Genomic DNA, 25,460 nt, shown 5'->3' with positions numbered 1-25,460 from the left:
GAGTATGCCTTCATTTTTATCTGGGCAGAATACACAACATTACTATTAATCGTACCTCAGTAGACTAGGAATTGCTCTAATACAGAAAATAATCAAAAAATAGGCACTTCTCCACTGCCTCCAGAACAAAAAATCTACGAGGAACTGAAACAAAAATCTCATCCTCTATCTTTACGCGACCAGTTAAGATTTATGATGCAAACAGAATTGCGTCGAGAAGCAGAAACATATATTTCCCTGCAAGCACCGCTATCTGGATATAAAGCATTAGTACCAGCCAATTTACAACAAGCCTCCCATATGACTATTGCTAACCTCTACTGGTATTTCCAAGCTAGAGATGAATCGACAGCCACAGTAGAAGCATAACAAACCCACCTTTACGGAAATCGTACAGACAAAGCGATCGCCATCCTACTAAAATGCGATCGCAAGTTTATGTCTGCAAATATCTACCCAATGACAGATGACAAAATGAGATCGCTATTATGTGTTTGCAAACATCTATCTAATGGCAGACGACAAACTATCTAACCTGCGTTAGAAATACGCTTGTTGTATACACTAAAGTCACAAAACCATCCTCTTTACAATTGTTAGCATACAACTGCCGTAAATCTGCAATCAATCGCTCGTAGGCTGTACCAGCGCGGGGGATGTACGATGTACTCATTGCCCGACCGACTACCCCATCAAAATCGAGTCGCTGTTGATAGGCAAATCTATACTGCTGGACATCAGCAAACAAGCGACTCCTGAGTAAAGGCTCAATCGCCATCCGCCGCTGTTCGGCAGGATGATAGCCAGAAGCAACTTTAATCAGATGAGTATACTCTGCTGTAAACTTGTCATGGCGATCGCGTTCGTTCCACACTACAGCCAATCTTCCTTCTTCTGTTAAAATCCGGCGAAACTCTAGCAGCGTCGGTTCTGGATCGAACCAATGGAAAGACTGAAAGCACGTTACCAAATCTACAGCAGCATCAGCTAAACCTGTTGTTTCAGCAGTCCCGTCTCGAAATTCTACTAAAGCATGGGGTGCAGCTGCTTGCCTCATTGGTGCATTTGGTTCGATTGCTATGACTCGCACTCCCTTTTCTGCTAGCAATCGCGCTGCAATTCCCGTTCCCGCACCTATATCTGCGGCAATTAGTTGTGATGGCGATAATCCCGCTAAGACTCGCTCGATTGCAGCTTGAGGATAACTCGGACGATATTTTACATAATCCCCCACGCGATCGGAAAATCGATCGACTGGATTCATCGCATACAAAGGTGTTGCATCTAAATTAGATGTATTTTGCTCAGACATAGGTTGGGAAACATAAGGGGCAAGAAACTATTGACATCTAGCTACTTCATTACCTGTAATGCCAATTGTAGAGTGCAGGCGCAGTTGAGTTCGCGGCAGAATAATTCAAAATATTTTGACCGAAGTATATTGATTTGCAAATTTATCTATATTTTATTGTTTCAAAATCGCACATGTTCTTGAAAAGTTAAAAAATATTACCATGAGGTCATTAATTCTAATCATCAATCTGTAAAACTGAAAAAATAATAAGTTTTTCTTAATGCAATCGTTTGCTACGTAGCGAATGTAACGATTCTGCTTGCCCCGTCAATCGTGGGGATTAGTCTATACTTGAAGTAAGCAGCGGTACAACTCTAGATTCTAAATTGGAAATTTGGAGCTTCTCGTTCACGGACATAGAGATTCTACAGGCAATTTTCTCAATCTCATTGACTCTTTTAGATGTTGAGCGATAGAGCGAGAGCGCGAGCGGCAAGATAAGTATTTCAACGTTGATTTGCTCTTGTCTTGTGTTACTTCATACATTTTTGCATGTCAAGATTATCTGTTTTTAGTTGGTGATAATTCATACACTCTTAAATGCTGATATGACTTGCTTTCAGCTTGTGATACTTCATACATTCTCGAACGCCAATATAAGACAGTTATCTCATCCTTGATACGGATGTCTGCATCATTTTCTTACATTAAGCTGAGAATTCGTAAGTAATAATTGGTAAATACCACTAGCGAGAGGTTATGCAAAGACGGAAACGCCGAAAAAGCTCCTGCCCATTACCTGAGAAATGACCGCTGGGTAAGCAATCGCCAAGAATCTGTGGTTGTATGAAAAAATTTGTAAACTTGTATATGGAGATACATTATAAATTTTCTCAGTATAGGTATGCTAATAAAGTGCAGAAATAATCCATAAAATATAGATATATTGTCTCTGCAAGCGAGCTTAAAAGCCGAAATCGATAGATAAACTCTACTCCAAAGCGAGCGTGCTGTGATTTTCTAAACCAGACAATATAGAGGAAATATTAATAGTTGAGCCAGGAGAGGTTATACATCTTTCTAAAAGCTAACAGTACCTAAATGTAGCGATCGCTCCGAACAACTGAAGAGGAATCAAGAGCGCGATCGCAACAGTGCAGTTAAATTTATCTTCAAAAATAGAACTTGAAAAAAATTGAAAAAAGCATTTGACAAATACCAATAAATTCTGTTATTTTTTTAGTATTGAAAAGCCAGCAAATATTTAATGAATTTTCTGAGTATTTATGGCTTGAATTTACAATAGAAATTAATTAGGAATATGCAAGAGGTATTCAGCGCATGTGGCGCTGTAGGTTGTAAGAGAAGACACCGAGGAGTGCACTTTTACAACTTCCATAAAAAGAGTATGCGTACTCTTTAGGTGGACGAATTATTATCGATAATTTATTATCGATAACTTGCCAGTCTGCCAGGAGTTTAATTATTTTTGAATGAGAATAAACTTGAGGCTGTTAGGAGTGAAAGCTAATCAACTCTAACAGCTTTTTTTATGGGTAAATCTCGCTTATAAATAAGCGAGAAACTCGCTCATTCTAGTTTTCGTAAATTTGTTGTTCTTAATTGGTAAGAAAACCAAAAAAAGAGTTAAAAAGGAAGTAGTAAATTTTATGAGTCAACCTGTAGTGATGGTTATCGATCCAAAACCCGAACTTATAGGAGAGATTAAGAAAGATTTGCAGCGTTCTCATCAAAAACTGAGAATATTATATGCGAATTCTCCATTAGAAACATTAAAAAAATTGAAAGATTCGCAGTCGTCTAGCGATACGCTAACTCTATTAATCGTAGAACAAAAAACCTTTCAAATAGTCGCTGCCGATCTTCTACAATTAGTCAGAGAAATGTTTCCAAAGGTGCAACGCTTGACGCTCAAAGTCCACGATAGCGACGATTTACCGAGTTGCATTCCCATTCCCACAGCTTTTGTAGTGAGTACCAATGAGGTAGAAACTGCGCTGCCAGATTTACAGCTAATGGCGCACGCGAGTTGATTCACCAACTTACCTCCGAGCGTCATCAGATTTTGTGGTTGAAATTCGGTAAATTTTAGATTGATTCCAGCAAAGTTATATTGGAGCAAGATTCTAGTCAAGCATGAGTTTTGAGTGACAGAAAAGATGTTCTGGCGGATGGTATTTTTGTAGTGATTCAAAGGGATTTCCAATGCCTGGAAAACGTAGCAGCCGCAAACAAATACAGCATTTTTGCTGTCCTTACTGCGATCGCCGTTTATGGCGAGCAGGTAGCACAAAACACTTTTTGTTCTATACAGAAGCAGCTCAAATCCGACAATATGTAAATGTGTCTCACAAAAGCGCCGCTTTGCTTGCTAGTCAAGGTGCTTATGTCGATCGCAATTCCTGGATTGAAGAATTTTTTTGCGGCGAACATGGTAAGCTGTGGCTGAAACTCAACCGTAATCCAGCAGGTCAATTAACTTCGCAAATAGCTACAAGTAAAGATTGGCAGCAATCAACTCAAACGATTAATCCAGAAGTGCCAAACCCTTCAGTGAGTGAATATAGTTATCGCATGAGTCGAGCGCCCAGTGGTAGGCTCTCCTATTGCAGGAGATAAATCGCTGCCATCTATCAACGCCTGCCTCCATTCTTGTTCGACTTTAGGGATGCATCGCGATCGCTACTATAGGCTTGATAGGCTTGGTAAAACCATTCAAAAAATTCGTTTAACTCTTGCTGTTGAATTTTAACCTGACCCGCATCTGAGGTCTGCACGAATTCTTCTAGCAAAGCTTTAGTTGCGTGCAAGCAAAGGTGGCTGGCATCCCGTAACTGCCGAAAATCAATTTTCTGCGAGTCTGACGCTGGCAAGTCACGAGCAGCAGAATTAATATAATTCAGATGTACGTCCAGCAAACTAGCCGGCGTAATTTTTTGTGCTATGCGCTGTGCTGGATTGCTGAGAAAATTCAATCCTAATAATCTAGCACGCTTAGCAGTTGTATTGGCTGTCTCCATACCCCACGTATCTGCCGCTAAGTTTGTCAGCGTTCGATCGGTTGCTGGCTGTTTTTGTTCGGAAATAAAAGCTTTCAGGCGATCGCGCAACACGAGCAGATCTAAATTCTGGGGGAGGTGCACTAATTGCGTTTCGACTTCTTGCAGCAGCAGGCGAGCCTGGTAGATAGAGGCAGCAATATAATCGGTAAAAGTTTCTCGCTCGGCAGTTTCTAATAAATAAGTCAGCGTCACTGCCGTGTCCCATAACTCTTCTACCAGAAATTGGCTGCCAGCGTCATCGTCATGAATTTCTAGTAAAACGTAAGAGTTGTAAGTGCGAATCAGCTTAGAAAACAAACCGACTACAGCTATAGTGTAAGGTTCGCTCTCTGAACTGACAACTAATGCAATTGCAGACTGAATTTCTTGCAGGTAGCTATGTAAAGTGCGAGCGGCATGGAGAAAAGCATGACTGAAGGCAGGCTCCGTCTTATCGAGTAAGTGGACGAGTGGTAAAGTAATTCTCTTATCTAGCTTATGGGGTAAGTTTTGCTGCATCTATCCTCTGTCCGCAAAAATAGCTCTTTACCTTCTAGCGATACGCACTTTCCTATTGATAAATTGACAATTCAAGTCCGTAAATCCTAAACTAAGCGCTGCGTATCTGTCAATCAAAACTTTGAGACTGGCATGGAATTCACTCATTCAAAGAAGAGTTTTCACCTCACCTTCGGTTGAGAGGCTGTCCTCCCAGTGCATCGCTCGATACTAGATCGAGAATATTTTCTAACCTCATCCCTATTAATCTGAAAGAGTGCTAGCCTCTGATGATAACACGCTCAGTGCTAGCTTATATCCTGCTAATCCTTTGAAAATTTGATTCAAATCGTGCATTAGCGACAATTTTTGCTAAAAACTTCGTTCTCAAAAATACTGCCTTATTCAGTATTTTTGAACGAATCCCAAACAGAAATTGCAGTTCATTCAATGTTGCTCTTGACCACGTTACAAGATAGCACTTATATATAAATCTTTCTTCAGTGATAAGCATTTAGTTATAAGTACTATTATGGGTTTACTTCAATATGGCTATATTTTGTTGGTATTACAAATCGCGATCGCTAATAGCGGGCGATCGCATGACAGTGAGTAGTTGATTATTCAACCTGACATTTAAATGTTTGGATGCAGACTGGCAAGAGTACGAACTTTCACAGGGTAAATCTACAATTTTTATCCACCACCTTTTACCCATATGGCAGCTTGTGTCTACAAAAAAGAAACAATGGATTACCTTTAAAGTTTCGGAGTTAGAAATGCAAGCCCTCGAAGCTTATTGTCAACAAACTCAACGCACAAAAACAGATGTTTTGAGAGATTTAATTCGAGGTTTACCAACCTATACTAACTCGCGTTCCGCAACCAGAGGCTTTAATCTCAACCAACCTCCCCACCCTGAAGAAGACCCCAATTTCTAAATTCAAATCTTAGGAAAACTATCATCAAGATTTTGCTCGGTTGCCAGGGCAAAATTTCTGTTTTTAGGGGATTTTTGTGGTTAACCCTCATAGTGTCCAGGGTTATTATTGCTTTCAGCAAAGGAATTGAAGCTACCACTTAACTTTACCGTGACCAATGAAACCTATTTCTATTGAACAGCTCATATTGACTCAAAATCAACAATATAATCGCCAGAAACAATGGATTACCTTCAAAGTTTCTGAACTAGAAATGCAAGCCCTTGAAACTTACTGCCAGCAGGCTCAAAGAAGTAAAACAAACGTACTGCGAGAAACAATTAGGCAATTACCAACCTACAGCAGTTTTTCGACAAATTCATAGCTAATTGCTATCAGTTCTAGTTCAAATTTTAGTCAAGGGTGTGTTGAGACATATTGTTGAGACATATTTGTAACTTGAAAAACATCTGTTGAGATTAAAACAGAAGATATCAGAGTACAGGTAGGCTTGGGACAAGAGTGTAATTAATCTCACCCGACAAATTTGCTCTTCAACTTTATTAGTTGACCTATTTACTTCTTTGCAAGTTATTAAGTCAAACCTCGGTTGCAACAAGAGAAACTCTAGTCTTAGACAAATAATTGTCAGCTATTGTCAAGCATTGATACTTTTGTTACTTCCACTACCAAACTAGAACGAGATTCAAGTATGAAACAGATATTCAGTATTGCCCGCAAGCACTGGTTGCCACTGCTTGGATTTAACACTGCCGTGCTTGCTGCCACAATTTATGCAGCGTTCTATGCCAGCACGAGCATTCCTCCAGTCTGGACAGCTAATGCCAAGTTAAATCTTCCCCAAACAGGCGGTTTAAGTGCGAATCTCGGTCCTTTAGGTAGCACTCAAACCACAGCGCTCAACTTTAAAGATGTCAGCCCTTTGGACGTGCAGTTAGCTATTTTAACTAGCGATGCCGTGATGAAGCGCGTGCAGGCAGTTGACCCCGAAAAAAGCTTGTACTCGAAGGTGAGTAGCTTCAGCCAGTTATTTGTCGTCACCCCACAGCCAGCAACAACGCTGATAGAAGTGGAAGCTCAGGGTAGTCGCCCCGATATAGCTTACAAGCGATTGTTTACCTTTCTTGAGGTCTATCAACAACGCCTGAACGAACTGCGTCGCAAAGATGCAGAAGTCCGCGTGCAGTATACCCAAGAAGAGCTGGAACAAGCTCGCCTCAATCTCAACCAAGCGCAAGCGAATTTATCGAATTTTCAGCGCTCCACCGGACTAGTCAACAGTCCCGAACAATCCGGGGGGTTGATTTCAGCAATTAACAATCTCAAAACGACGCAGGCAACGCTGATTGCCCAGGGACAAGCCAATGCCACGCAAGCTCAAGCTGCGGCAGTCAGTCTCGGGATTACGCCCCAACAAGCAATGAATTCTCTGCGTTTGGGCGAGAACAAAGAGTATCAAGCCACCCGCACTCAACTCTCGCAATTAGAGTCAACTATGGCAGTCACCCGCAGTAAGTATAGAGATGATAGCCCGCAGGTGCAATCTTTATTACAGCAGCGCCAACAGTTACTCCGCCAACTCAATCAGCAAATTGCCGTGGCAATTCCTGGTGCTAACGCCGCGCAAATAGATACAACTCTAGGTAATGGACCTAACGATAGCCGCCTAGAACTGATGGTAGAGTTAATCCGAAATCAGACCCTAGCTCAGGGAACGCAGCAACAAGCGAAGCAAATCCAAAAGCAAATCGACAAACTCAATACCGAACTCAGCTTCATCACGAAAAATCAAGCACAGTTGTTAGACCTCCAGCGCAAATACGAGATTGCCGAAGGCGTATACAAAGGCATTATTGCTCAAAGCGAGCAGTCAAAGACCAATCCTTTTAACGCCTATCCAAACGTGCAGACGCTAAACGAACCAACCATCGACCCCAGACCATCCATACCTAACTTAAGGCTGATTACCACTGGCGGTATACTCGCTGCTATTTTCGGCAGCATGGCTCTAATTTTCTTCCTAGAAAATCGCAACCCATTGCTCAAACCAAAAGATTTACAGCAAGTGGAACTCCCAGTTTTGGGTAGCATTCCCCATCTCAAACAACCCAGCATGGAACGAAATTTAGCAGCCGAAATCGATATCGAGTTTCAGCGCTTGGCTTCATCTATCTTGATGCTGGAACACCCGTGTTTGATGGTGACTAGCGCCACTGCTGGCGAGGGTAAGACCACGGTGACTCTGGGGCTGGCTCTAGCCTTAGTGAACTTCGGCTTTCGGGTGTTGGTAATCGATGGCGATCTGCGCAAGGCAGAAATGAGTCGGCGCTTAGGGAAAAATCGGATCAAGAGCGCAGCAAATGCTAGTCCTCCAATGCCAGTTTCCGTTTCCCCAGGTTTTGACTTGCTACCAGCGTTATCTATCCCCAAGCAGAAAATTCCTGAATTCTTTGCCCGTGGTAGTTTTGAGCGCAATATCAAAGCCCTGCGCGAGTCCGGTGGCTACGATTACGTATTAGTAGACAGCCCTCCAGTCGGGCTAGCCAGCGAGACGAATTTAATGAGCGCAGTGGTATGCAACGTCTTGTTTGTTTTGCGTTCTGGCACGAGCGATCGCTATCCCGTGATGAATAGCTTGGAACAACTGACGCGGTATAACGCGCGGATTATGGGTCTGGTAGTCAACGGATCGGACTCCCATACCTCAGTTTACCGCTACGGGTACGGACGACAACGAGAATTACTAGAACACGAAGCTTAGGTGTTGCGGAGATCATGACTCAGCTGTACAGACCTAAATCCACGATCGCGACAACGGTATCAGCATCAGATCGCCAGCTGTTTTTCTGGGGCTGGATGCGCTGGGAAGCTTTAACAGCAGGAGAACGTTTTGTCTGTGCCTTTATCATTCTCATACCAGTGCTGTGGGTAGTAGGCATTTACAAGTACATGACATCTCTCCTGATCGTATGCATTGCTGCTTATGAATGGTGGAAGCATGGAGAAATACGTCTCAAGCCCCCGATTACGGCAGTCGTTGCCGTGTTTATCTTCTGCATCTATCGAATAGCCCAAATGCTGATCAATTTTGATGCTCCCAACAAAGGCAGCATATCTGGTCTCCTGATTACATGGTTTAGCTACGCATTGCTGCTGTGGTACATTCAAAGCAATAACGTGAGATTGCGCTTAGAACCGATCGCCTGGGCTTGTACGGTCAGCATAGTGCAAATGCTTGGGTTTTGGTTGTTGCTGCAATATGTCTTGCCAATCAGCCTTTTCCAGCCTCCTAGCATACCTAACTTGTTTGGATTGGTTACGGGTAAAGCAGCAGGAGAAAACCTCTTAGCTCCCTATCAGGGCGATATATCGGGGTACTACCGTCCGAGCTTATTTTTTGTCTCCGCACAACTTTTTGCTTTGATTGTAGGATGTATTGGCTTAATTGCCTTGGAAATCAAAAATCGGATTTGGTCGCTGCTGTTACTTTTAGGCAGTGTTTTCCTCATCGTTATCAGTCTGAGCCGGGGTATATGGATAGCTTTTCCAATCGCTATTTGGTTTCGCTACCTCTTTAGCGCCTACAGTCAACCTCGAAATCGTCTCATCTTGTTTGCAGTGATGGCTATAGCCAGTTTCACTATATTATCAATTGCGCCATTCACGCACTTTTTAATCAGTAGCTATACAGACATTACAGCCCACGTTTCTCAGTTTCGGGCAGCATCCACTGAATGGCGTGCCGAGATTTACAGACAGACTTGGGAGGCATTTCTAGAAGAGCCGATCTGGGGTCAAATCGGCAAGGGGCAACCCGTCAGTATGGCTGGCGGCGAGGCAAACGTCGTCGGCTCCCACAGCGTCATTTTAGGCAACCTGTTGTATGGCAACGGCATAGTCGGTACGGGAATTTTTGCAGTTTTCTGGATATCTTTGTTTGCGTGGTTGTACAAGACCCGCTCGGGAAGACCTCTAACAGTTTTTTGCGTGATGATCATGTTTACCCTTGCCGCTGCTACGTTAGGAGCAATGTGGTTTTCACCTTTTCCAGCGCTGGCTCTGTTGCTATGCATTGCCATCCGGCAACCTAAACTCAAACCTGCTGGAGAGGTGCGATCGTGGCTAAGCTCTTAGTTCTACCAGGATGTCAAAACACCTTAGGGGGTACGACAGTTTCCCTATCTTTAATGCTCAAGGGATTTGAACAATGTGGCATCTCCGAGCAGTTGTGTGTCCTGGTCAAATCTAACTCGTTGATGGAGCGGTATTTGCGGCAAGTCGGTCAAGCATCTTATCTGCAAATCATTCAAGAACGGGAGTTTATGAAGCACGCGCTGCATTGGGTGAGCCAGCAACCCAAAGATTATCCCCTGTTACTGGAAAACTGTGTCGTGCGGAAGATTTTGCCAAGCTTGATCCTGGCTGCACCCGCATTGCGTTTGAGCGGTCGTCCGGTTTACCATGTCTTCCGCGACCAAACCCGATCGCCTAAATTACTGGGTAACTTGGCTAGAAAGTTAGCTTTTGCCTGCCTCTCTCCCCGCGCCATCTGTAATTCACACTTCACGGCGGCGCACGTCAAAAGTTTAGTGTCCGAGATTCAGGAAATCCTCTATCCGCCAATCGATCCACAGCGGTTTAACGATAGCCCCGCGACTAGCTCGCCGCCAGCAAATTTACAGCCTATCCTCAATTCAGGAGCGCGGCTGATGCTGACACCTTCGCGAATTACCGCACCCGAGCAGGTGAACGACAAAAATCTGCGATCGCTACCTCTGGTCTTGGCTCAGCTCAAAACTCTCGGTCACAACTACCACGGAGTTGTCATTGGCGAGGATGCATCCCCAGGTCAGTCGCTGACCCGCGCTCTGCTCGATCGCGCCGAAAGCTTAGGAGTGGCAGACCGCTTCACGGTTTTACCAGCTACATTTGCGATCGAGGACTACTACAAGTATGCCGATGTCGTCGTCACGCTTGCGCCGCGAGAGCCTTTTGGTCGCACGGTGGTAGAGGCGATCGCCTGTGGCGTACCAGTCGTGGGTAGCAATACTGGTGGCATCGGCGAAATTTTACAGAACTTCGCGCCCGAATGGGCTGTCGATCCCAACGATCCTGTCGCTGCGGCTGAGGCGATCGTGCGCCTGACTGCCGACCTCAGTACTCCAACTACGCTCGTTCAGGGTAGGCGTTGGGTGGAAACTTACTGTAGTGCGGTGGGATACGCCCGCGCGATCGCCAGAATTACGGGTTTAGTCCCCTTAAATGCAAGCGATCGCTTGCGCTCCGGCGATGACAATTGTTTTTTAGCCCCAACATCTGGGATATGATAACCGATCTGCAACGGCACGAGCGTTCTAGTCAGTTGGAAACATCTCCGCTCGTCAGTGTCATCATTAATAACTACAACTACGGACGTTTTGTTGCTAAAGCAATTGACAGCGTTTTGGAGCAAACATACAAAAATGTTGAATTAATCGTCGTTGATGATGGTTCGACGGATAATTCGCGGCAAGTTATTGAGTCCTATGGCGATCGCCTCATCGCGATTTTTCAGGAAAATTCCGGGCAAGGAACGGCATTGAATGCCGGAATTGCCCGAGCTAAAGGCGAAATTATTTGTTTTCTAGATGCTGATGACTTCTTTCACCCCGAAAAGATAACAAGAGTCGTCGCCACTTTTGCCGAGCATCCTGAATGGGTACAGCTAGGTCACTGCTGGACTTCTGTAGATGCTGAGGGAGTCCCAATTGGCAGCAGCACTTCTAGTATTCTCAACCAAGGAGATGTCCGCAATTTATTATTGCAATGGGGAAGATACGCCACGGCAATTACGTCTGCCCTAGCCTATCGCCGTACAGTTCTCCAGCAAGTCTTGCCGATTCCGACACAACGAACTGAAGCAGCAGATACTTATTTGACAGCAACCGTTCCCTTTTATGGCGAAGTGGGTAGTATTAACGAACCACTCATGTTCTACCGCATCCACGGCAAAAATCGACAAGCCCACAGCGGTAACTGGTCGCGGATGCTGCATCAGCGCGAGTTAACTGCTGCCTATGTCGATCGCGCAGCTGCCACAGTCGGACTCGTCGAGCGCTCCAATCTCCAGCGGGATGTAGACTATCGCAGTTTCAAAGCTATCGAGCGAGGTAAAGGCAGTTGGATCGGAGCATTGCAAGTCGCGTGGTTGTCCTGGCAAGAAAGTCAGGCAATCGGGCGGAGTATGAAGGATACCCTCGTCAGGTTAGTGTTTCGTAGTACCTGCACTCTATTTCCACAGCAGGGTATCTTGCTGCTGCGATATGGGTTGCGCGGTTACGTGCGTTGGAAATTCTTGGGTCAAGCACCAAAAACATAAAGCAAACCCCAATGACTACACAAAGTCTTGCTCTAGATGCTGCGTCAGGCAGTCAAGCACCAGATATTTTGATTGTCTCTCGCGTTTTTCCCCCCGATCCAGGCGGAATTCAAGATTACACCTACAATCGTTGTTTGCAAGACCCCGATCGCGCGATCGTTTTAACCGCCGCTCACCCAGGAGACAAGGAATTCGATCGCCTGCAACCATTTCCAGTCCATCGTTGGTTAGTGCCTGGATTTCTCCACACTTTTTTCGATCGCGCTGGTTGGTTGGGTGGTGTCCTCAAGCAGCTGCTCTACGCGATCGAGTCGTTTATTGTTGCCCTCTTACTCTATCGTCGCTATCGCTATCGATATATTGAATGGTTTCACGGCTTCGATTTTCCCGTGCTATTACTGCTGAGTTATTTGCTACCGATCCGGTTTTTTATCTATTTACATGGAAACGATCTGCTCTGTCCTTTAAGCAATCCCATTTTTCAGGCTTTATTCCAGCACACGCTCCAGCGGGCGCAGGGTATTGTTTGCAATAGTCGTTTTACCCAGGACTACTTAAAAGATCGCTGTCAGTTGAATACGCCTACATATATTATCAATCCCGCGATCGGAGTTGAGAAGTTTGGCAATCTCGACCGCGTTCCCAGCCTTCGCGCCGAGTTGCGCGCTCAGCACGGCATTCCTGAAACAGCGGTAGTCCTTCTCTCTGTGGGGCGGCTGGTTCGTCGTAAAGGATTCGATCGGGCGATCGAGAATTTGCCCGCACTGGTGGCTGAAGGCATCGATGTCTACTATTTCATCTGCGGTCGAGGTCCAATGGAGTCCGAGCTAAAGTCCCTCGCAACTCGATTGGGTGTGGATCGCCGCGTGTTCTTTACCGGATACGTTCCTGACGAGCGATTGGCTAGCTACTATGCAGCCTGCGATTTATTTGTCATGCCAACCTTTTTTGATGCCGCAGCCAAAAGTATCGAAGGTTTTGGGATTGTTTACCTCGAAGCTGGATACTTTGGTAAACCCGCGATCGCGGCACGGCTGGGTGGAGTAACAGATGCAGTTCGCCACGAAGAAAATGGTTTGCTCGTAGACCCAAATTCTTCCACAGAACTTGCTAATGCTCTACTGCGTTTGTGTCAAGACCGACAGTTACGCGAACGGCTTGGTAGCAGGGGTAAGGAATTAGCAGAACGCAAACCCCTGCACCGATCGCTATATAGCGGTAATCAGTGACCAGTTATCAGTGTAGAGACGTTACATGTAACGTCTCTTCAAAGCGATCGGTTAATTGTGACTTGTGACTTGCGATCTCTCACCTCTTGCCTCTCACCTCTCCTCACACACACCGGAGTTCAACGCAATGAAATTATTATTGGTCTGCAATCCAGGGGGTCATTTTTCTACCATGATGGGTTTGAAAAGTTTTTGGTCTACCTACGAAAGAGAGTGGGTGACTTATCGGCATTATGACACGCAAAAATTAAGCGAAAAAGAACGGGTTTATTGGGTAGCAATGCAGGAAGCTCGGATGTTAGTTAGAGCATTTATCAACTTCTTTAAAGCCTTAGTTATTCTGCACCAAAGCAAACCCGATTTAGTCCTCTCCACGGGAGCTAGCATAGCCGTACCATTTATCATAGCTAGCAAATTGTATGGCATTAAAACAGTTTTTATTGAAAGTATCTCGCGCTCGGGTAATTTAAGCCTCACCGGCAGAATTGTTTATCACTTAGTAGATGAATTTTACGTCCAATGGCCCGAGTGTGTAGAACGCTATCCCAAGGCTCAATACAAAGGTGTAGTTGTGTAATTTTCTCCAAGCTTACGAAGGTTGATTTCAATGATTGTTTACACGCTTGGAACTATCTTTTTTCCTTTCGATCGCGCTGTTGATTGGTTGCAAATACTACTCGAACAAGAAATCATTGTCGAACCAGTATTACTTCAGCATGGTGCGACATCGACTCGGTTGAACCATCCCCTGTTAACTAGCGTGCCTTCACTCAGTCGGCATGAAATGTATGCAGCGGCACAGCAGGCTTCATTAGTTATTTCACATGCAGGGCAAGGTTCTACACGAATGCTAGCAGAAATGGGTGCTTGTTTTGTTCTGCTCCCAAGGCTGAAATGTTATGGAGAACATGTAGACGACCATCAACTCTTATTCGCTCGTGCTGTAGAGAAATATGGCATACAACACTGTATCGAACTTCAGCAGTTACTTGAATATGTAAAGGAGCGTCCTTCTCCCTTTCAAGGAAAGTTATTTAACGCTCCTTCACTCGTGATGCATCTAATTGAACGGTATAGAAGTTTGGAACTTCAGAAATAAGCGGCGCTGCTTATGGTGCAACTTGTCCAAAACCGGAATTAGCATCTCCCAGGCGATATTCGTCAGTATAGACAACTCTAGGAGCAGGACCTTTAAAGTTAGGATTGCCTTTATACAAACCCATCTTGAAGTACGGTCCCGTGCCTTCATCGTTCCAGAAAGTAGCTCCTTGATGGTTAATTTTTTGAACGTAGTTGCCGTTGCCTGTTTTCAACCAAAGTTTGAGGAATCCGTCTTGATTTCCCGTCCATTTCACATGCATGACAAAATCAGTCCACTGCCCTCGTAGTTCCGCAACCTTAGCTATGTTAAATCGAGTACATACGGCATCAACAGAACCACCGCTGCGTTGAAGATCGAATCCAACGGAATCGCCTTTGCGAGAAATTTTGGAACCAATGCCACCACAGGGATGTTTTCTGCCTTTTTTGGTGGGATAAGCCCCAAATTGATTCAAAATATCAAATCCTGCGTCATTATCTTTCCAGTCTGTGGGGATGAATATAGACCACCCATACCAATAAGTTTCACCAATTTTGGTTTTATTCTTTTCGATTTCAGATCGTTCGCCGCAACGGTTTACCCAATGTTTGAAAGCTGTCTGTCCAGCTCTCTTAATGTTGTAGGAAGGCTCCATTCCCGAGCAGCCTTTGTTTCTAGACTGCGTAATTTCAGTCGATGACTCAATAATTCCGGCATGGGATTGATGTATTCCTACTGAAGCAAACAAAGCCGTACCCAAGAATATCGTGCCTAAAGCCGTGCGTAGCGATCGCCGTTTCCAAACTTTGGCAAACTTATTGCAATTCTCAACGGTCATATTTAAGTTCTCCGTAGATGCAGAATTTTAACGCTAATTTGAGTAATTCCTATCGAGTCAAAACATCTAAATACTTCTCAAATGAATGACTCGAACTGAATCAATTGGCAGAGTTTAACTGCACGTTGTTTTCCTACAAATCAGCGGTGAACTCAAGTTAATGCTTGCTCCCAGCTATTTCTAGGAGAAAAAACACTGATTTTTCTGAAAACCGTAATTTCACCGATTTTTTTGTGTAGCTATAACTTCTGTAAAAATACGTTGGTGAATCTAACTAATGCTGCAAATAAAGGGACTAACCAATGCGTGAACACTTTAAAAAATTAGTTCGAGATTTGAGAGTTCAATTATCTATCGATTAACGATTTCCTCTCAAACTATCCCTGGCAAGCGATCGCTGAATTTGGATGAACAATGTTGTTAATTTCAACTAATCGCTGCTCAAAGACTCAATTCTCGTCTGTTATATCGGTAAAAGCAGAAATACTAGTAATTTAGTGCGATTTTTGTTAAATAATTCTACTGAAATTTAGGACGCGATCGGTAGAAAAACGGAGACTTGAGTTAACTCAAACTACGAAATTCATCTCTTATGACTAAGACTCAAACATCCTCAAATCGACGATTTAGCTATGACTCAGTAAAAACACTGGTACTAGCTAATTCTTGCAGGAGTTACGCGAAAGATCCCCCCTAACCCCCCTTAAAAAGGGGGGAAATTAAAGTCCCCTTTTTAAGGGGGTTGGGGGATCGAAATCTCTAACTTCAAATGCAGATCTAATGAATGCCCCCTTTGTTAGGGGGTTAGGGGATCGAAATCTCTAACTTCAAATGTATATCTTCTGTCTCAAACAAATTTGCTTAAACTACTACAAAACTAAGAGGTAAAGCTATGAAAGCTGTTCTACTTGCTGGCGGACTTGGCACTCGTTTAAGTGAAGAAACTACCATTAAGCCAAAGCCAATGGTTGAAATTGGTGGTAGACCAATTCTTTGGCACATTATGAAGACTTATTCTACCTATGGCATTAATGATTTTATTATTTGCTGTGGCTACAAAGGCTATGTAATTAAAGAGTACTTTGCTAACTATTTCTTACACATGTCCGATGTCACATTTGATATGCGCTTTAATCAAATGAACGTTCACTGCGGTTATGCCGAACCTTGGCGAGTCACGCTAGTTGATACGGGTGATAAAACCATGACTGGCGGACGGCTGAAGCGAGTCAAAGAGCATATTGGTAGTGAAACTTTCTGTTTTACTTACGGTGATGGTGTAAGTAGCGTCAATATTAAACAGCTAATTGAATTTCACAAACAACAAAAAACTTTAGCTACTTTAACAGCAACTCAACCACCAGGAAGATTTGGTGCAATTTGCCTAGAACAGGAACAAACTAAAATTACTTCTTTTCAAGAAAAGCCTACAGGGGATGGCGCTTGGATTAATGGTGGTTACTTTGTTTTGGAGCCAGAAGTTATTGATTACATAGCAGATGACTCCACGGTTTGGGAAAGCGAACCATTAGAAAAATTAGCTTATAACGAGCAATTATCTGCCTACAAACATGATGGTTTTTGGCAACCAATGGATACTTTGAGAGATAAAAACTATCTCGAAGATCTTTGGAAGAGCGGTAAAGCTCCTTGGAAAGTATGGTAGGACACTGAATATGAATACTAAAGGGTGTAATCATTTCTTTATAGGTGTATTAGCGTTGTGTACGACCTTCTTGTGCTTACCAGAAGGAGTACATAAATCTGATGCAAAAATTATTGATTCAGTGATTACAACTGTTAAGCGCCCAGAAATCGGTAAAGGGGGTTCTGCTTGTCAAAAGCTAGCAACTATTCCCCCTACAAAAGGGAACGGACAGAAGGTCTTCAAACATTGGGTAGATCGTTGCGGCGAACGGTCTGAGATGGCAACGAAAAAAACTAAGATTGGTGAAACCTATTGGTATGGATGGTCTATGTTCGTTCCCTCTACTTGGAAAGATACCGATGCAGGATTCGATATCGTAAATCAATTTGGGGCTTTTCCTTCCAAAAAAGGCAGAAGATACAAGTGTGGTGGGATCGGCTCTAAAATCTCTCGCCAAGGTAGTAACTTTATTTTCGATTTGCAACGGCAGGGTAATTTTGTTGATGTCGAATGTACCAAATTCAACTTAGCTAAAGTCTCCCAACTAAGAGGGCAATGGACTGATTTTGTCATGCATGTGAAATGGACGGGAAATCAAGACGGATTCCTCAAACTTTGGTTGAAAACAGGTAACGGTAAATATATTCAAAAGATTAACCATCAGGGAGCTACTTTCTGGAACGATGAAGGTACGGGACCGTACTTCAAGATGGGATTGTATAAGGGCAATCCTAACTTTAAAGGTCCTGCTCCTCGATCGCTCTATACTGCTGAATATCGCCTGGGTGATGCTAATTCCAGCTTTAAGCAGGTTGTACCGCGCCTTTCTAAGCAAAAAATAGCCGAACGATGACTTCAATTCAGCTTAAAAATTAATTGCTACGGCAATTCTAAATTATTCACGAACAACAGTTGTTTTTATCGTAAGGTGGGCATTGCCCACCCTACACTTAAATTTTTCTAGTGAATGGTAGTTGTTCAAGGAGATATTTTTTATGTCATTTGTTATGAACATACTTAAGAAAAAAATTATGACTGGTCGTCTGAGATCGGCGATCGGGATGATTCGATTTCCAATCCGTCAATGGATATTTTCCATCGCTACAAAAAAGCTGGGCTTAAATATAGTAACTAGGGAAGATATTTTAAAAAACAAAGAACAATATTCTTTAATTCAATTTGGAGCAGAGGAATCAATCTTAGTTGACGAGCCTTACAACAAGAACCCCAATGAAATTCCCAGCATCATTTCTAGCAGAGTTGGTAAAGCGAATACCTTAAACCAACCTGGCGTATTTGAAGTTATAAATGCTCGGTTAGTAGGTTCTACAGCCGTAGGATTTGATGCAGCCGGAAACTTACTTGCGGAAACACTCAATCCACTGAATTTAAGTAGAGCTATACCTACCCGTACTCATATCCTTAAATACTTCCCTACTTGGGAAGATCGAGTAGATACAGCCTGTTCTATAGTTATGGGTAACGGTAATTATTTTCACTGGATTGCAGATTATTTAACTCGGCTTCAGGGACTTGAATTCTATCAAGAACAAACTGGAAGAAGACCGACTTTAATTATAGATAAAAATCCTACTAAGTGGCAGATAGAGTCTCTTAGACTTTTGGGATATGAGCCAGAGAATTGTCTACCCTGGAATGGATCGAGCTTAAAAGTTGACCGATTAGTCATTCCTTCCTGGCGACGCGAACGGCGTATCATACCACCTTCTGTTTGTCGGTGGATGCGACAGCGTATGCTGAGCAATCTAGATAAAGTCAAAAGTCAAAGTGACAGTTTTTCTTCTAGAATTTATATTTCTAGAACCAAAACAACTGGTCGTCAAGTTATCAATGAAGAGGAAGTTTTAGCAGCTTTGGCTCCATTAGGATTTGTATCTTACACAATGGAGAGAATGAGTTTCGCCGATCAAGTTAGATTATTTTCTCAAGCTGAAATAGTTGTTTCGCCTCACGGTGCTGCACTCACAAATACCCTCTTTGCACAGAACTTAAGCGTCATCGAATTTTTTGGTTCCTATGGTAGTCCCTCTTTCTTCCTCTTAGCAAAAGCCTTAGGTTTTCGCTACGCTTGCCTTGCGTCAGGATACAGTGGCAAGAATGAGTTTAGTCAGAAGTATAATGGCGTAACAGTAGATGTAGCTAGATTGCAGGTTCTCGTTGAAGAAATGTTATCTCTATCGAGCGATCGCTCGTTGTTAAGTATGAACTCATAAGTCTTTTTAGATTGGTTCGCTAAGCAAATAATAGTTTTTTCAAGAGAGATATTTGCGAGCTTTTCAACAAATTTGATCGAGAAAAAATTCTGGTTGCTGCTTGTAAAGCATTAAGTGACTCTCTGTTAATGTCGATCGCCAACTGACAATTACTACTTCCTGATATCCATAGAGCTAGAGCTAGCAAAATGACAACTGAGTCAATAAATATAATCAAGTTTACAACAAAAGCAAGTTGTAGTTATTCAGGGAAAAAATCTCATGGTGTCATCTATAGTGAAATCGCTCAAGAAAAAAATTCTCGTTGGTCGTCGTAGGCAAACTATTTTGCTAATAAAAAGACCCTTGCGCCAGTGGATATTTTCTCAGGCGATCGAAAAGTTCGGCTTAAATCTAGTTACAAGGAAAGAATTACTCGCTCAGCGCAAAAAATATCATGTTCAAAACTTTAGCTCTGGGGAATCAGTTATAATTGACAAGCCCCGCCAAGGTTCAGATGAAATGCCTAAATTAACTGAAAGTATGGGCAGTTTTACTTTGGAAGAGCCTCTAGTATTTGAAGTGGAAAATGCTAAACTTGTTGGACCTGCTGCTGTTGGTTTCGATCGAGATGGAAGCATAATTTCAGAAATAATCAGTGGAAATCTAAAGAGTTTAAGCAGATTACCTGCACGAACCTTAGTTTTAAAGCAATTGCCTGATTTTACTACTCCTCAAATAGATGTAGCTTGCTCGCTGGTGAATCCAACTAGCATGGGCTATTTTACCTGGATGGGAAATTTAACTCGACTTGAAGGAATAGAATATTATCAAGCGCAAACTGGGATCAAGCCTGAATTAATTATTAATTCTCATCCTACTAGATGGCAAAGAGAATCTCTTAGACTCTTAGGATATGAACCGCAAGATTGTATACAATGGAACGGCTCAAGAATAAAAGTTAATCGATTAGTAGTTCCATCTTATCGTCGCGTACAACAGCTAATCTCACCTTCAGGCTGTCATTGGCTTCGTCAACGTCTAGTTAGTAATTTACCCGTTAAAGGAAGTGAAAAAGGCGATTTTTCCTCCAGAATATACATTGTTCGTACCAAAAAAACAGGTCGAACAATTACTAATGAAGAGGAAGTCCTGTCTATTTTGACTCAATTGGGATTTGTGAGCTACACGCTAGAAGAATTGAGTTTTGCAGACCAGGTTAGACTATTTTCTCAAGCAGAAATGGTGGTTGCTGCTCATGGTGCTGGGTTGGCAAATATCATGTTTGCAGAGAACTTGAAGGTAATCGAACTTTTTGGTTCATATGGTACTGCGGCTTATTTTGTCTTATCTAAAATGTTGGGTTTTGACTATAGCTGCTTAGTGTCAGATCCTCAGGGAAAAAACCAGGTGAGTGAGAGATACACTGATATGACAGTAGACATCGCCAAATTAAAAATGCTTCTTGCAGAAATGTTGTCTAGCGATCGCCAACCTTTAGTTAAATCTATTGATGAGCCAGAAATTGATGAGCAACAATTAGTTGATTCTTAAATTGCTTGGCGATCGCAATTTCTTCAGCAGGGTGTCCAATGGCTTAAGTAAAACCGCAAGTATTACCTACTAAACAGGAGTGACCCTGGCGGACTGCGTGTGAAGCACTAATGCTCTCTAAGGAAACCTCAACTTTATAGCCTTAATTCGACAGTATGTTTGGATGACGAGCAACAAACAAGTCATAGCTTTTTAAGGAAAGATTTTATGGCATCTGTAAGGAATCTGCTGAAGAAAAAGATTTTAGTTGGTCATCGCATAGTCCTTTATAAAAGAATTAAAAAATCACTGCGTAAGTGGATATTTTCTTTCCTTAAGGAGAAGAAAAGTTTTAATATATTGACAAGGGAAGAACTATTTAAAAACAATGATAAATACCAAATTCTCTCCTTCGGAGCTGAAGAAAATATTATAGTTAGTGAGCCGTTTAATGGAGTAAATGAACTACCAAATTTAATTAAAACTACAAGTTTGCTTACAGGATCGATTGGCAAATTTACTTTAAACAAGCCTTTTGTAGCTGAAGTAATAAACGCCGAGCTTGTCGGTTCGGCAGCAGTTGGATTCGACCGGGAAGGAAGCTTAATTACAGAAACTGTAATGCAAAATCTAGTAAATATAGAAAAATATTTACCTAATGGCATCCCTGCACAAACCTTGATTTTAAAGAATTTACCTAGCTTCGGCTCTCATCAACTGGATACAGCTTGTTCGTTACTTAATTGGTGGTCTAAGAATTATTCTCATTGGATAGTAGATTGTTTATTGCGGCTTGAAGGACTCGAATATTATCAAAAGCAAACTAAGAGAAAGCCAGCTTTAATTATTGAATCAAATCCTCCTACCTGGAAAATAGAGTCTCTCAAACTTTTAGGATATGGACTAGATGATTGTATACCTTGGAAGGGTTCAAAAATAAAAGTCAACCGACTAATAGTTCCATCTTTTCGACGCGAGCAAGCCTTCCCTGTATCACCCGCCGCCTGCAAGTGGCTTCGTCAACGCCTATTGAGTAATCTTCCTAATATAGAGAGCAGTCAGCGTTCTTTTTCACCAAGAATCTATATTTCCCGCGCCAAAACAACAGGTCGTAAAGTAATTAATGAAGATGATGTGTTAGAAGCTCTCTCTCCTTTTGGATTTGTGGCATACGCACCTGAAGAGATGAGCTTTGCAGACGAGGTTAGACTATTTTCACAAGCAGAAATGGTTGTTGCTCCTCATGGTTCTGGTCTAGTAAATATAATATTTGCCCAGAACTTGAGTGTCATCAAACTTTTCGGTTCAACTGGTGTTCCGTGCTTTTTAGTTTTAGCGAAATCACTAGGTTTTCAGTATGGATGTCTTACAGGAGACTACAATTCGAGAAACAATCACTCCTTTGAGCAGAACAACAACATAATGGTTGACATTCCTAAATTGCGGGTTTTGGTGGCAGAAATGTTAAACAACAGATATGGCGATCGCCAACCTGTAATTACTACTTATTGACGAGCAACAACTAGCTGGCTACTAGATTGCTTGGCGATCGCAATTTTATTCAGAGAAAGGCAGCACTACCTTGAGTACAGCAATAAATCCTGTTGTACTTAATTAATTTGATTCAACTCTAACTAACAAAAATTCTAATCTTTGCAGGAAAGACGCTGTGGTAAATTTTTTGGTCGCGCCTTTGAGGAATTTGCTCAAGCAAAAGATTTCGGCTGCTCATCGTAGAACAATTGGTGGAGCGATCCGACGCTCAATTCAGCAACAGACCTTTTATTTTGTTAGAAAGTTTGGCTTGAAAGTCATCACGAGAAAGGAAGTTTTTGAGGGAAATATCAAACATCGAGTTCTTCAATTTAATGCCGAAGAAGCAATTGTCATTAATCACCCCTGTAACGGTTCTGACCAGATTCGAGAAATTTTAAATACAACTGGTCAACATAATTTGTCACAACCATTTGTCATAGAGGTGGAAAATGCTAAGTTAGTTGGAACTATAGCTATTGGTTTTGACGAGGCTGGCAACATAATTGCAGAAACGATCTCGGGAAATCCAGACTGCATTAAATATATTCCAGCTCAAACTTTACTTTTGGAAAAGTTGTCTAACTGGGCAGCACCTCAGATAGAGGCGGCTTGTTCGTTAACTAACTGGAATAGCGGTTATTTTCACTGGTTGATAGATTGTCTAACTCGACTTGAAGGAATTGAGTACTATCAAGCACAAACTGGAATTAAACCAACTCTAATTATTCATGCTAATCCTCAAGAATGGCAAAAAGAGTCTCTCAGACTTTTAGGATACAACCCAGATGATTGTATTGAATGGAACGATTCCGGCGTTAAAGTTAAAAAGTTAGTTGTTCCCTCTTTTCGACGAGAACACAACATCATATCACCTACAGCCTGTCAGTGGTTGCGCCAGCGCTTATTGAGCAATCTGTCAGATAATACCAGCATCTCTTTATCGCCTAGAATATATATTTCTCGACCCAAATCAGCCGGACGAAATATCATTAATGAAGCAGATGTTATGGCGATTTTGGCTCCTTTGGGCTTCGTCGCTTATACGATGGAGGAACTGAGTTTTGCAGATGAAATTAGACTATTTTCTCAAGCAGAAATAGTTGTCGCTCCTCACGGTGCTGGTCTCACAAATATAATTTTTGCACTCCAGAAATTAATTGTTATCGATCTGTTTGGTTCGTTTGGTACGCCGTGTTTCTTTGCCTTAGCACAAGCATTAGGTTTTTACTACGGTTGCCTGGGAGAGGGCTTCGATCCAAAGAATAAAACTGGAAAGTACAAAGGGATTACGGTAGATATTGCCAAATTGCAAGTTTTACTGCAAGAAATGTTCACTGTTAGAGATAGCGATCGCCAAGTTGCCAGTGTAGAAGACGCACTATTTCTAACTGGCGACAGTGCCGTCTAAAGAAAGCGATCGCCCCATATACACAAATTCAAGCTTACAAACATGAAAATTCTTGTTACTGGTACAGAAGGCTATCTCGGTTCGTTACTAGCTCCAATTTTGATGCAACGCGGGCATGAAGTTATCGGCGTAGACACGGGATTCTATAAAGTTGGTTGGTTGTACAACGGCACTCAACTGACTGCTAAAACACTCAATAAAGATCTGCGGCAGATTTCAACTGAAGATCTAGAAGGGGTGGAAGCGATCGTCCATATGGCAGAGCTTTCCAACGATCCAGCCGGACAACTCTATCCCAACATCACCTACGACATTAATCATAAAGGTTCCGTCCGCCTCGCTACCTTAGCTAAAACAGCTGGAGTGCGGCGCTTTGTCTACATGTCTTCCTGTAGCGTCTACGGAGTTGCAACCGCAGGAGATGTGACTGAAGCATCTCCAGTCAATCCGCAAACCGCTTATGCCGAGTGTAAAACGCTTGTCGAGCGAGATGTCACGACAATGGCTGATGATAGTTTTTCGCCTACATTCATGCGAAATGCGACAGCTTTTGGTGCTTCCCCCAGAATGCGCTTTGATATCGTCTTAAATAACCTGGCGGGGTTGGCTTGGACGACCAAAGAAATTAAAATGACCAGTGACGGTACGCCCTGGCGACCCCTAGTCCACGCCCTCGATATTGCTAAGGCGATCGCCTGTACGCTGGAAGCTCCGCGCGATATCGTTCACAATCAAATCTTTAACGTGGGTGACACGGCGCAAAATTATCGTGTCAAACAAGTTGCCGAAATCATTGCTGAAACTTTTAAAGGATGCAAGCTGAGTTTTGGCGAAAACGGGGCGGATAACCGCAGCTATCGCGTCAGTTTCGAGAAGATTAATACGGTACTGCCGGGATTCAAATGCGAGTGGGATGCACGACGCGGCGCTCAACAATTATTCGATCTATTTACTCAAATTGATATGACTGCGGAGACGTTTTTATTCAGAGGATTTACTCGGTTAAAGCAGTTAGAATATTTGATTCGGACTCAGCAGATCGATCGCGATTTCTTTTGGAAGAAGCTAGGCGATTAGAAATCGCGGCTAGACAAACCATTACATTTTGATGAGTGATGCAAAGATCTTGGAGATCCCCTAACCCCCTTAAAAAAGGGGCTTTCCTGGAAAAAGCAAGCGTTGTTTCCCTCCTTAAAAAAGCGGCTTTCTGGAAAAAGCAAGCGTTGTTTCCCTCCTTTTTAAGGGGGGTTAGGGGAGATCTTGCCTCAATCGGTTAGAGGAGTAATCATGTTAGTTGATGCTTTGAAATTACCAGCAGAAACGCTGGTAGAAACAGACATTTGTATTATCGGTGCTGGTGCGGCAGGAATTACGCTCGCACGCGAATTACGCGATCGCCCCGAACAAGTTTGTTTGCTTGAAAGTGGCGGATTTGACTATGAGGAACAGATTCAATCGCTGTATGCGGGAGAGAATACTGGTCTAGCTTATTTTCCCTTGAAAGAAGCACGCGGGCGCTATTTCGGCGGTTCGACCAACTTGTGGGGCGGTTGGAGTCGTCCGATGGATGAAATTGACTTCGAGCATCGTCCCTGGATGCCTTATAGCGGTTGGTGTTTTCCCAAGGCGGAGCTAGATCCCTACTACGAACGGGCGCAAACTGCTTGTCATTTGGGTGCATTTGAATACGATTTGGCATACTGGCAAGAGGCGTTAGCGCAACAATGTCAAGTCCCTGCAACTACAGAGCAGCTGGCTACCTATCTATGGCAGATTATCCCATGTACTCACTTGCGCTTTGGCGAAGCGTATCGCGCCGAG

The 25,460-nt window shown here is 42.9% G+C and carries 23 protein-coding genes and 1 pseudogene; 20 read left to right on the top strand and 4 right to left on the bottom strand.

What is annotated here, in order from left to right; translation table 11 throughout:
* Positions 1-192: 192 nt before the first annotated feature.
* On the top strand, positions 193-369 hold the full coding sequence (locus DSM107010_RS41295) for a hypothetical protein (protein WP_241994229.1): 177 nt from the start codon (positions 193-195) through the stop codon (positions 367-369).
* A 157-nt stretch (positions 370-526) separates the two neighbouring features.
* Here the strand turns inward: DSM107010_RS41295 and DSM107010_RS15675 are convergent, their stop codons facing one another.
* A complete protein-coding gene (locus DSM107010_RS15675; protein ID WP_106166630.1) occupies positions 527-1,312 on the bottom strand; it encodes a class I SAM-dependent methyltransferase in 786 nt (261 codons plus the stop codon).
* Positions 1,313-2,964: 1,652 nt separating this feature from the next.
* Here DSM107010_RS15675 and DSM107010_RS15670 point away from each other — a divergent pair.
* Together DSM107010_RS15670 and DSM107010_RS15665 are read left to right on the top strand one after the other, a co-directional pair.
* Entirely contained in the window at positions 2,965-3,348 is a 384-nt protein-coding gene (locus DSM107010_RS15670) for a response regulator (RefSeq protein WP_015152843.1), read from the top strand.
* Positions 3,349-3,520: 172 nt separating this feature from the next.
* Positions 3,521-3,934 carry a hypothetical protein gene (locus tag DSM107010_RS15665; protein WP_015152842.1) on the top strand — a complete coding sequence of 138 codons (414 nt, stop codon included), beginning with the start codon at positions 3,521-3,523 and terminating at the stop codon, positions 3,932-3,934.
* Between the two features lie 14 nt (positions 3,935-3,948).
* Here the strand turns inward: DSM107010_RS15665 and DSM107010_RS15660 are convergent, their stop codons facing one another.
* Positions 3,949-4,875 (bottom strand): hypothetical protein, encoded by a 927-nt coding sequence (locus DSM107010_RS15660; protein ID WP_106166631.1) that lies wholly within the window; start codon positions 4,873-4,875, stop codon positions 3,949-3,951.
* Between the two features lie 547 nt (positions 4,876-5,422).
* Positions 5,423-5,572, bottom strand: a complete 150-nt coding sequence (locus DSM107010_RS39655) for a hypothetical protein (protein WP_181245406.1) — start codon at positions 5,570-5,572, stop codon at positions 5,423-5,425.
* Positions 5,573-5,582: 10 nt separating this feature from the next.
* Here DSM107010_RS39655 and DSM107010_RS15655 point away from each other — a divergent pair, with 10 nt between their 5' ends.
* From DSM107010_RS15655 to DSM107010_RS15615, 9 genes are all read left to right on the top strand, one after another.
* Positions 5,583-5,795 carry a molybdenum-pterin-binding domain-containing protein gene (locus DSM107010_RS15655; RefSeq protein WP_015152840.1) on the top strand — a complete coding sequence of 71 codons (213 nt, stop codon included), beginning with the start codon at positions 5,583-5,585 and terminating at the stop codon, positions 5,793-5,795.
* A gap of 157 nt (positions 5,796-5,952) precedes the next feature.
* Positions 5,953-6,159 (top strand): molybdenum-pterin-binding domain-containing protein, encoded by a 207-nt coding sequence (locus DSM107010_RS15650; protein WP_106166633.1) that lies wholly within the window; start codon positions 5,953-5,955, stop codon positions 6,157-6,159.
* A 327-nt stretch (positions 6,160-6,486) separates the two neighbouring features.
* Positions 6,487-8,556 (top strand): GumC family protein, encoded by a 2,070-nt coding sequence (locus DSM107010_RS15645; RefSeq protein ID WP_015152838.1) that lies wholly within the window; start codon positions 6,487-6,489, stop codon positions 8,554-8,556.
* Positions 8,557-8,570: 14 nt separating this feature from the next.
* Complete coding sequence (locus DSM107010_RS15640) at positions 8,571-9,929, top strand: O-antigen ligase family protein (RefSeq protein WP_106166634.1); 1,359 nt, start codon at positions 8,571-8,573, stop codon at positions 9,927-9,929.
* The gene (locus DSM107010_RS15635; RefSeq protein ID WP_106166635.1) at positions 9,914-11,122 is read left to right on the top strand and encodes a glycosyltransferase family 4 protein; all 1,209 of its coding nucleotides are present in this window, start codon (positions 9,914-9,916) and stop codon (positions 11,120-11,122) included. Before DSM107010_RS15640 ends, DSM107010_RS15635 begins: the two co-directional genes overlap by 16 nt.
* Positions 11,119-12,153: a glycosyltransferase family 2 protein gene (locus DSM107010_RS15630; RefSeq protein WP_106166636.1), complete on the top strand. Its 1,035-nt coding sequence runs from the start codon at positions 11,119-11,121 to the stop codon at positions 12,151-12,153. The genes DSM107010_RS15635 and DSM107010_RS15630 overlap by 4 nt, the downstream gene beginning before the upstream one ends.
* Before the next feature lie 11 nt (positions 12,154-12,164).
* Complete coding sequence (locus tag DSM107010_RS15625; RefSeq protein WP_106166637.1) at positions 12,165-13,382, top strand: glycosyltransferase family 4 protein; 1,218 nt, start codon at positions 12,165-12,167, stop codon at positions 13,380-13,382.
* A gap of 127 nt (positions 13,383-13,509) precedes the next feature.
* Positions 13,510-13,959 (top strand): PssD/Cps14F family polysaccharide biosynthesis glycosyltransferase, encoded by a 450-nt coding sequence (pssD, locus tag DSM107010_RS15620; RefSeq protein WP_106166638.1) that lies wholly within the window; start codon positions 13,510-13,512, stop codon positions 13,957-13,959.
* A gap of 30 nt (positions 13,960-13,989) precedes the next feature.
* The gene (locus tag DSM107010_RS15615; protein WP_015152832.1) at positions 13,990-14,481 is read left to right on the top strand and encodes a glycosyltransferase; all 492 of its coding nucleotides are present in this window, start codon (positions 13,990-13,992) and stop codon (positions 14,479-14,481) included.
* Between the two features lie 10 nt (positions 14,482-14,491).
* Here the strand turns inward: DSM107010_RS15615 and DSM107010_RS15610 are convergent, their stop codons facing one another.
* Positions 14,492-15,301 carry a polysaccharide lyase family 20 protein gene (locus DSM107010_RS15610; protein WP_106166639.1) on the bottom strand — a complete coding sequence of 270 codons (810 nt, stop codon included), beginning with the start codon at positions 15,299-15,301 and terminating at the stop codon, positions 14,492-14,494.
* 892 nt (positions 15,302-16,193) lie between these two features.
* Between DSM107010_RS15610 and rfbF the strand changes: the two genes are divergently transcribed.
* The 8 genes and pseudogenes from rfbF to DSM107010_RS41290 form a co-directional block, all read left to right on the top strand.
* Positions 16,194-16,967 (top strand): glucose-1-phosphate cytidylyltransferase, encoded by a 774-nt coding sequence (gene rfbF / locus DSM107010_RS15605; RefSeq protein WP_015152830.1) that lies wholly within the window; start codon positions 16,194-16,196, stop codon positions 16,965-16,967.
* A 10-nt stretch (positions 16,968-16,977) separates the two neighbouring features.
* A complete protein-coding gene (locus tag DSM107010_RS15600; RefSeq protein ID WP_015152829.1) occupies positions 16,978-17,802 on the top strand; it encodes a heparin lyase I family protein in 825 nt (274 codons plus the stop codon).
* A 178-nt stretch (positions 17,803-17,980) separates the two neighbouring features.
* Positions 17,981-19,183 (top strand): glycosyltransferase family 61 protein, encoded by a 1,203-nt coding sequence (locus tag DSM107010_RS15595; RefSeq protein WP_241994228.1) that lies wholly within the window; start codon positions 17,981-17,983, stop codon positions 19,181-19,183.
* 501 nt (positions 19,184-19,684) lie between these two features.
* Positions 19,685-20,716: a glycosyltransferase family 61 protein gene (locus DSM107010_RS15590; protein ID WP_241994227.1), complete on the top strand. Its 1,032-nt coding sequence runs from the start codon at positions 19,685-19,687 to the stop codon at positions 20,714-20,716.
* 159 nt (positions 20,717-20,875) lie between these two features.
* Positions 20,876-22,207 (top strand): glycosyltransferase family 61 protein, encoded by a 1,332-nt coding sequence (locus DSM107010_RS15585; protein WP_241994226.1) that lies wholly within the window; start codon positions 20,876-20,878, stop codon positions 22,205-22,207.
* A 157-nt stretch (positions 22,208-22,364) separates the two neighbouring features.
* A complete protein-coding gene (locus DSM107010_RS15580) occupies positions 22,365-23,639 on the top strand; it encodes a glycosyltransferase family 61 protein (RefSeq protein ID WP_106166105.1) in 1,275 nt (424 codons plus the stop codon).
* Positions 23,640-23,681: 42 nt separating this feature from the next.
* Positions 23,682-24,716, top strand: coding sequence for an NAD-dependent epimerase/dehydratase family protein (locus DSM107010_RS15575; RefSeq protein WP_106166106.1), 1,035 nt, complete (start codon positions 23,682-23,684; stop codon positions 24,714-24,716).
* A gap of 210 nt (positions 24,717-24,926) precedes the next feature.
* A pseudogene (locus DSM107010_RS41290) lies at positions 24,927-25,460 on the top strand (FAD-dependent oxidoreductase); the annotation flags it as partial.

Source organism: Chroococcidiopsis cubana SAG 39.79 (assembly GCF_003991895.1).
GTDB classification, from domain to species: Bacteria; Cyanobacteriota; Cyanobacteriia; order Cyanobacteriales; family Chroococcidiopsidaceae; genus Chroococcidiopsis; species Chroococcidiopsis thermalis.
This window is presented reverse-complemented; position numbering and strand designations above follow the sequence as displayed.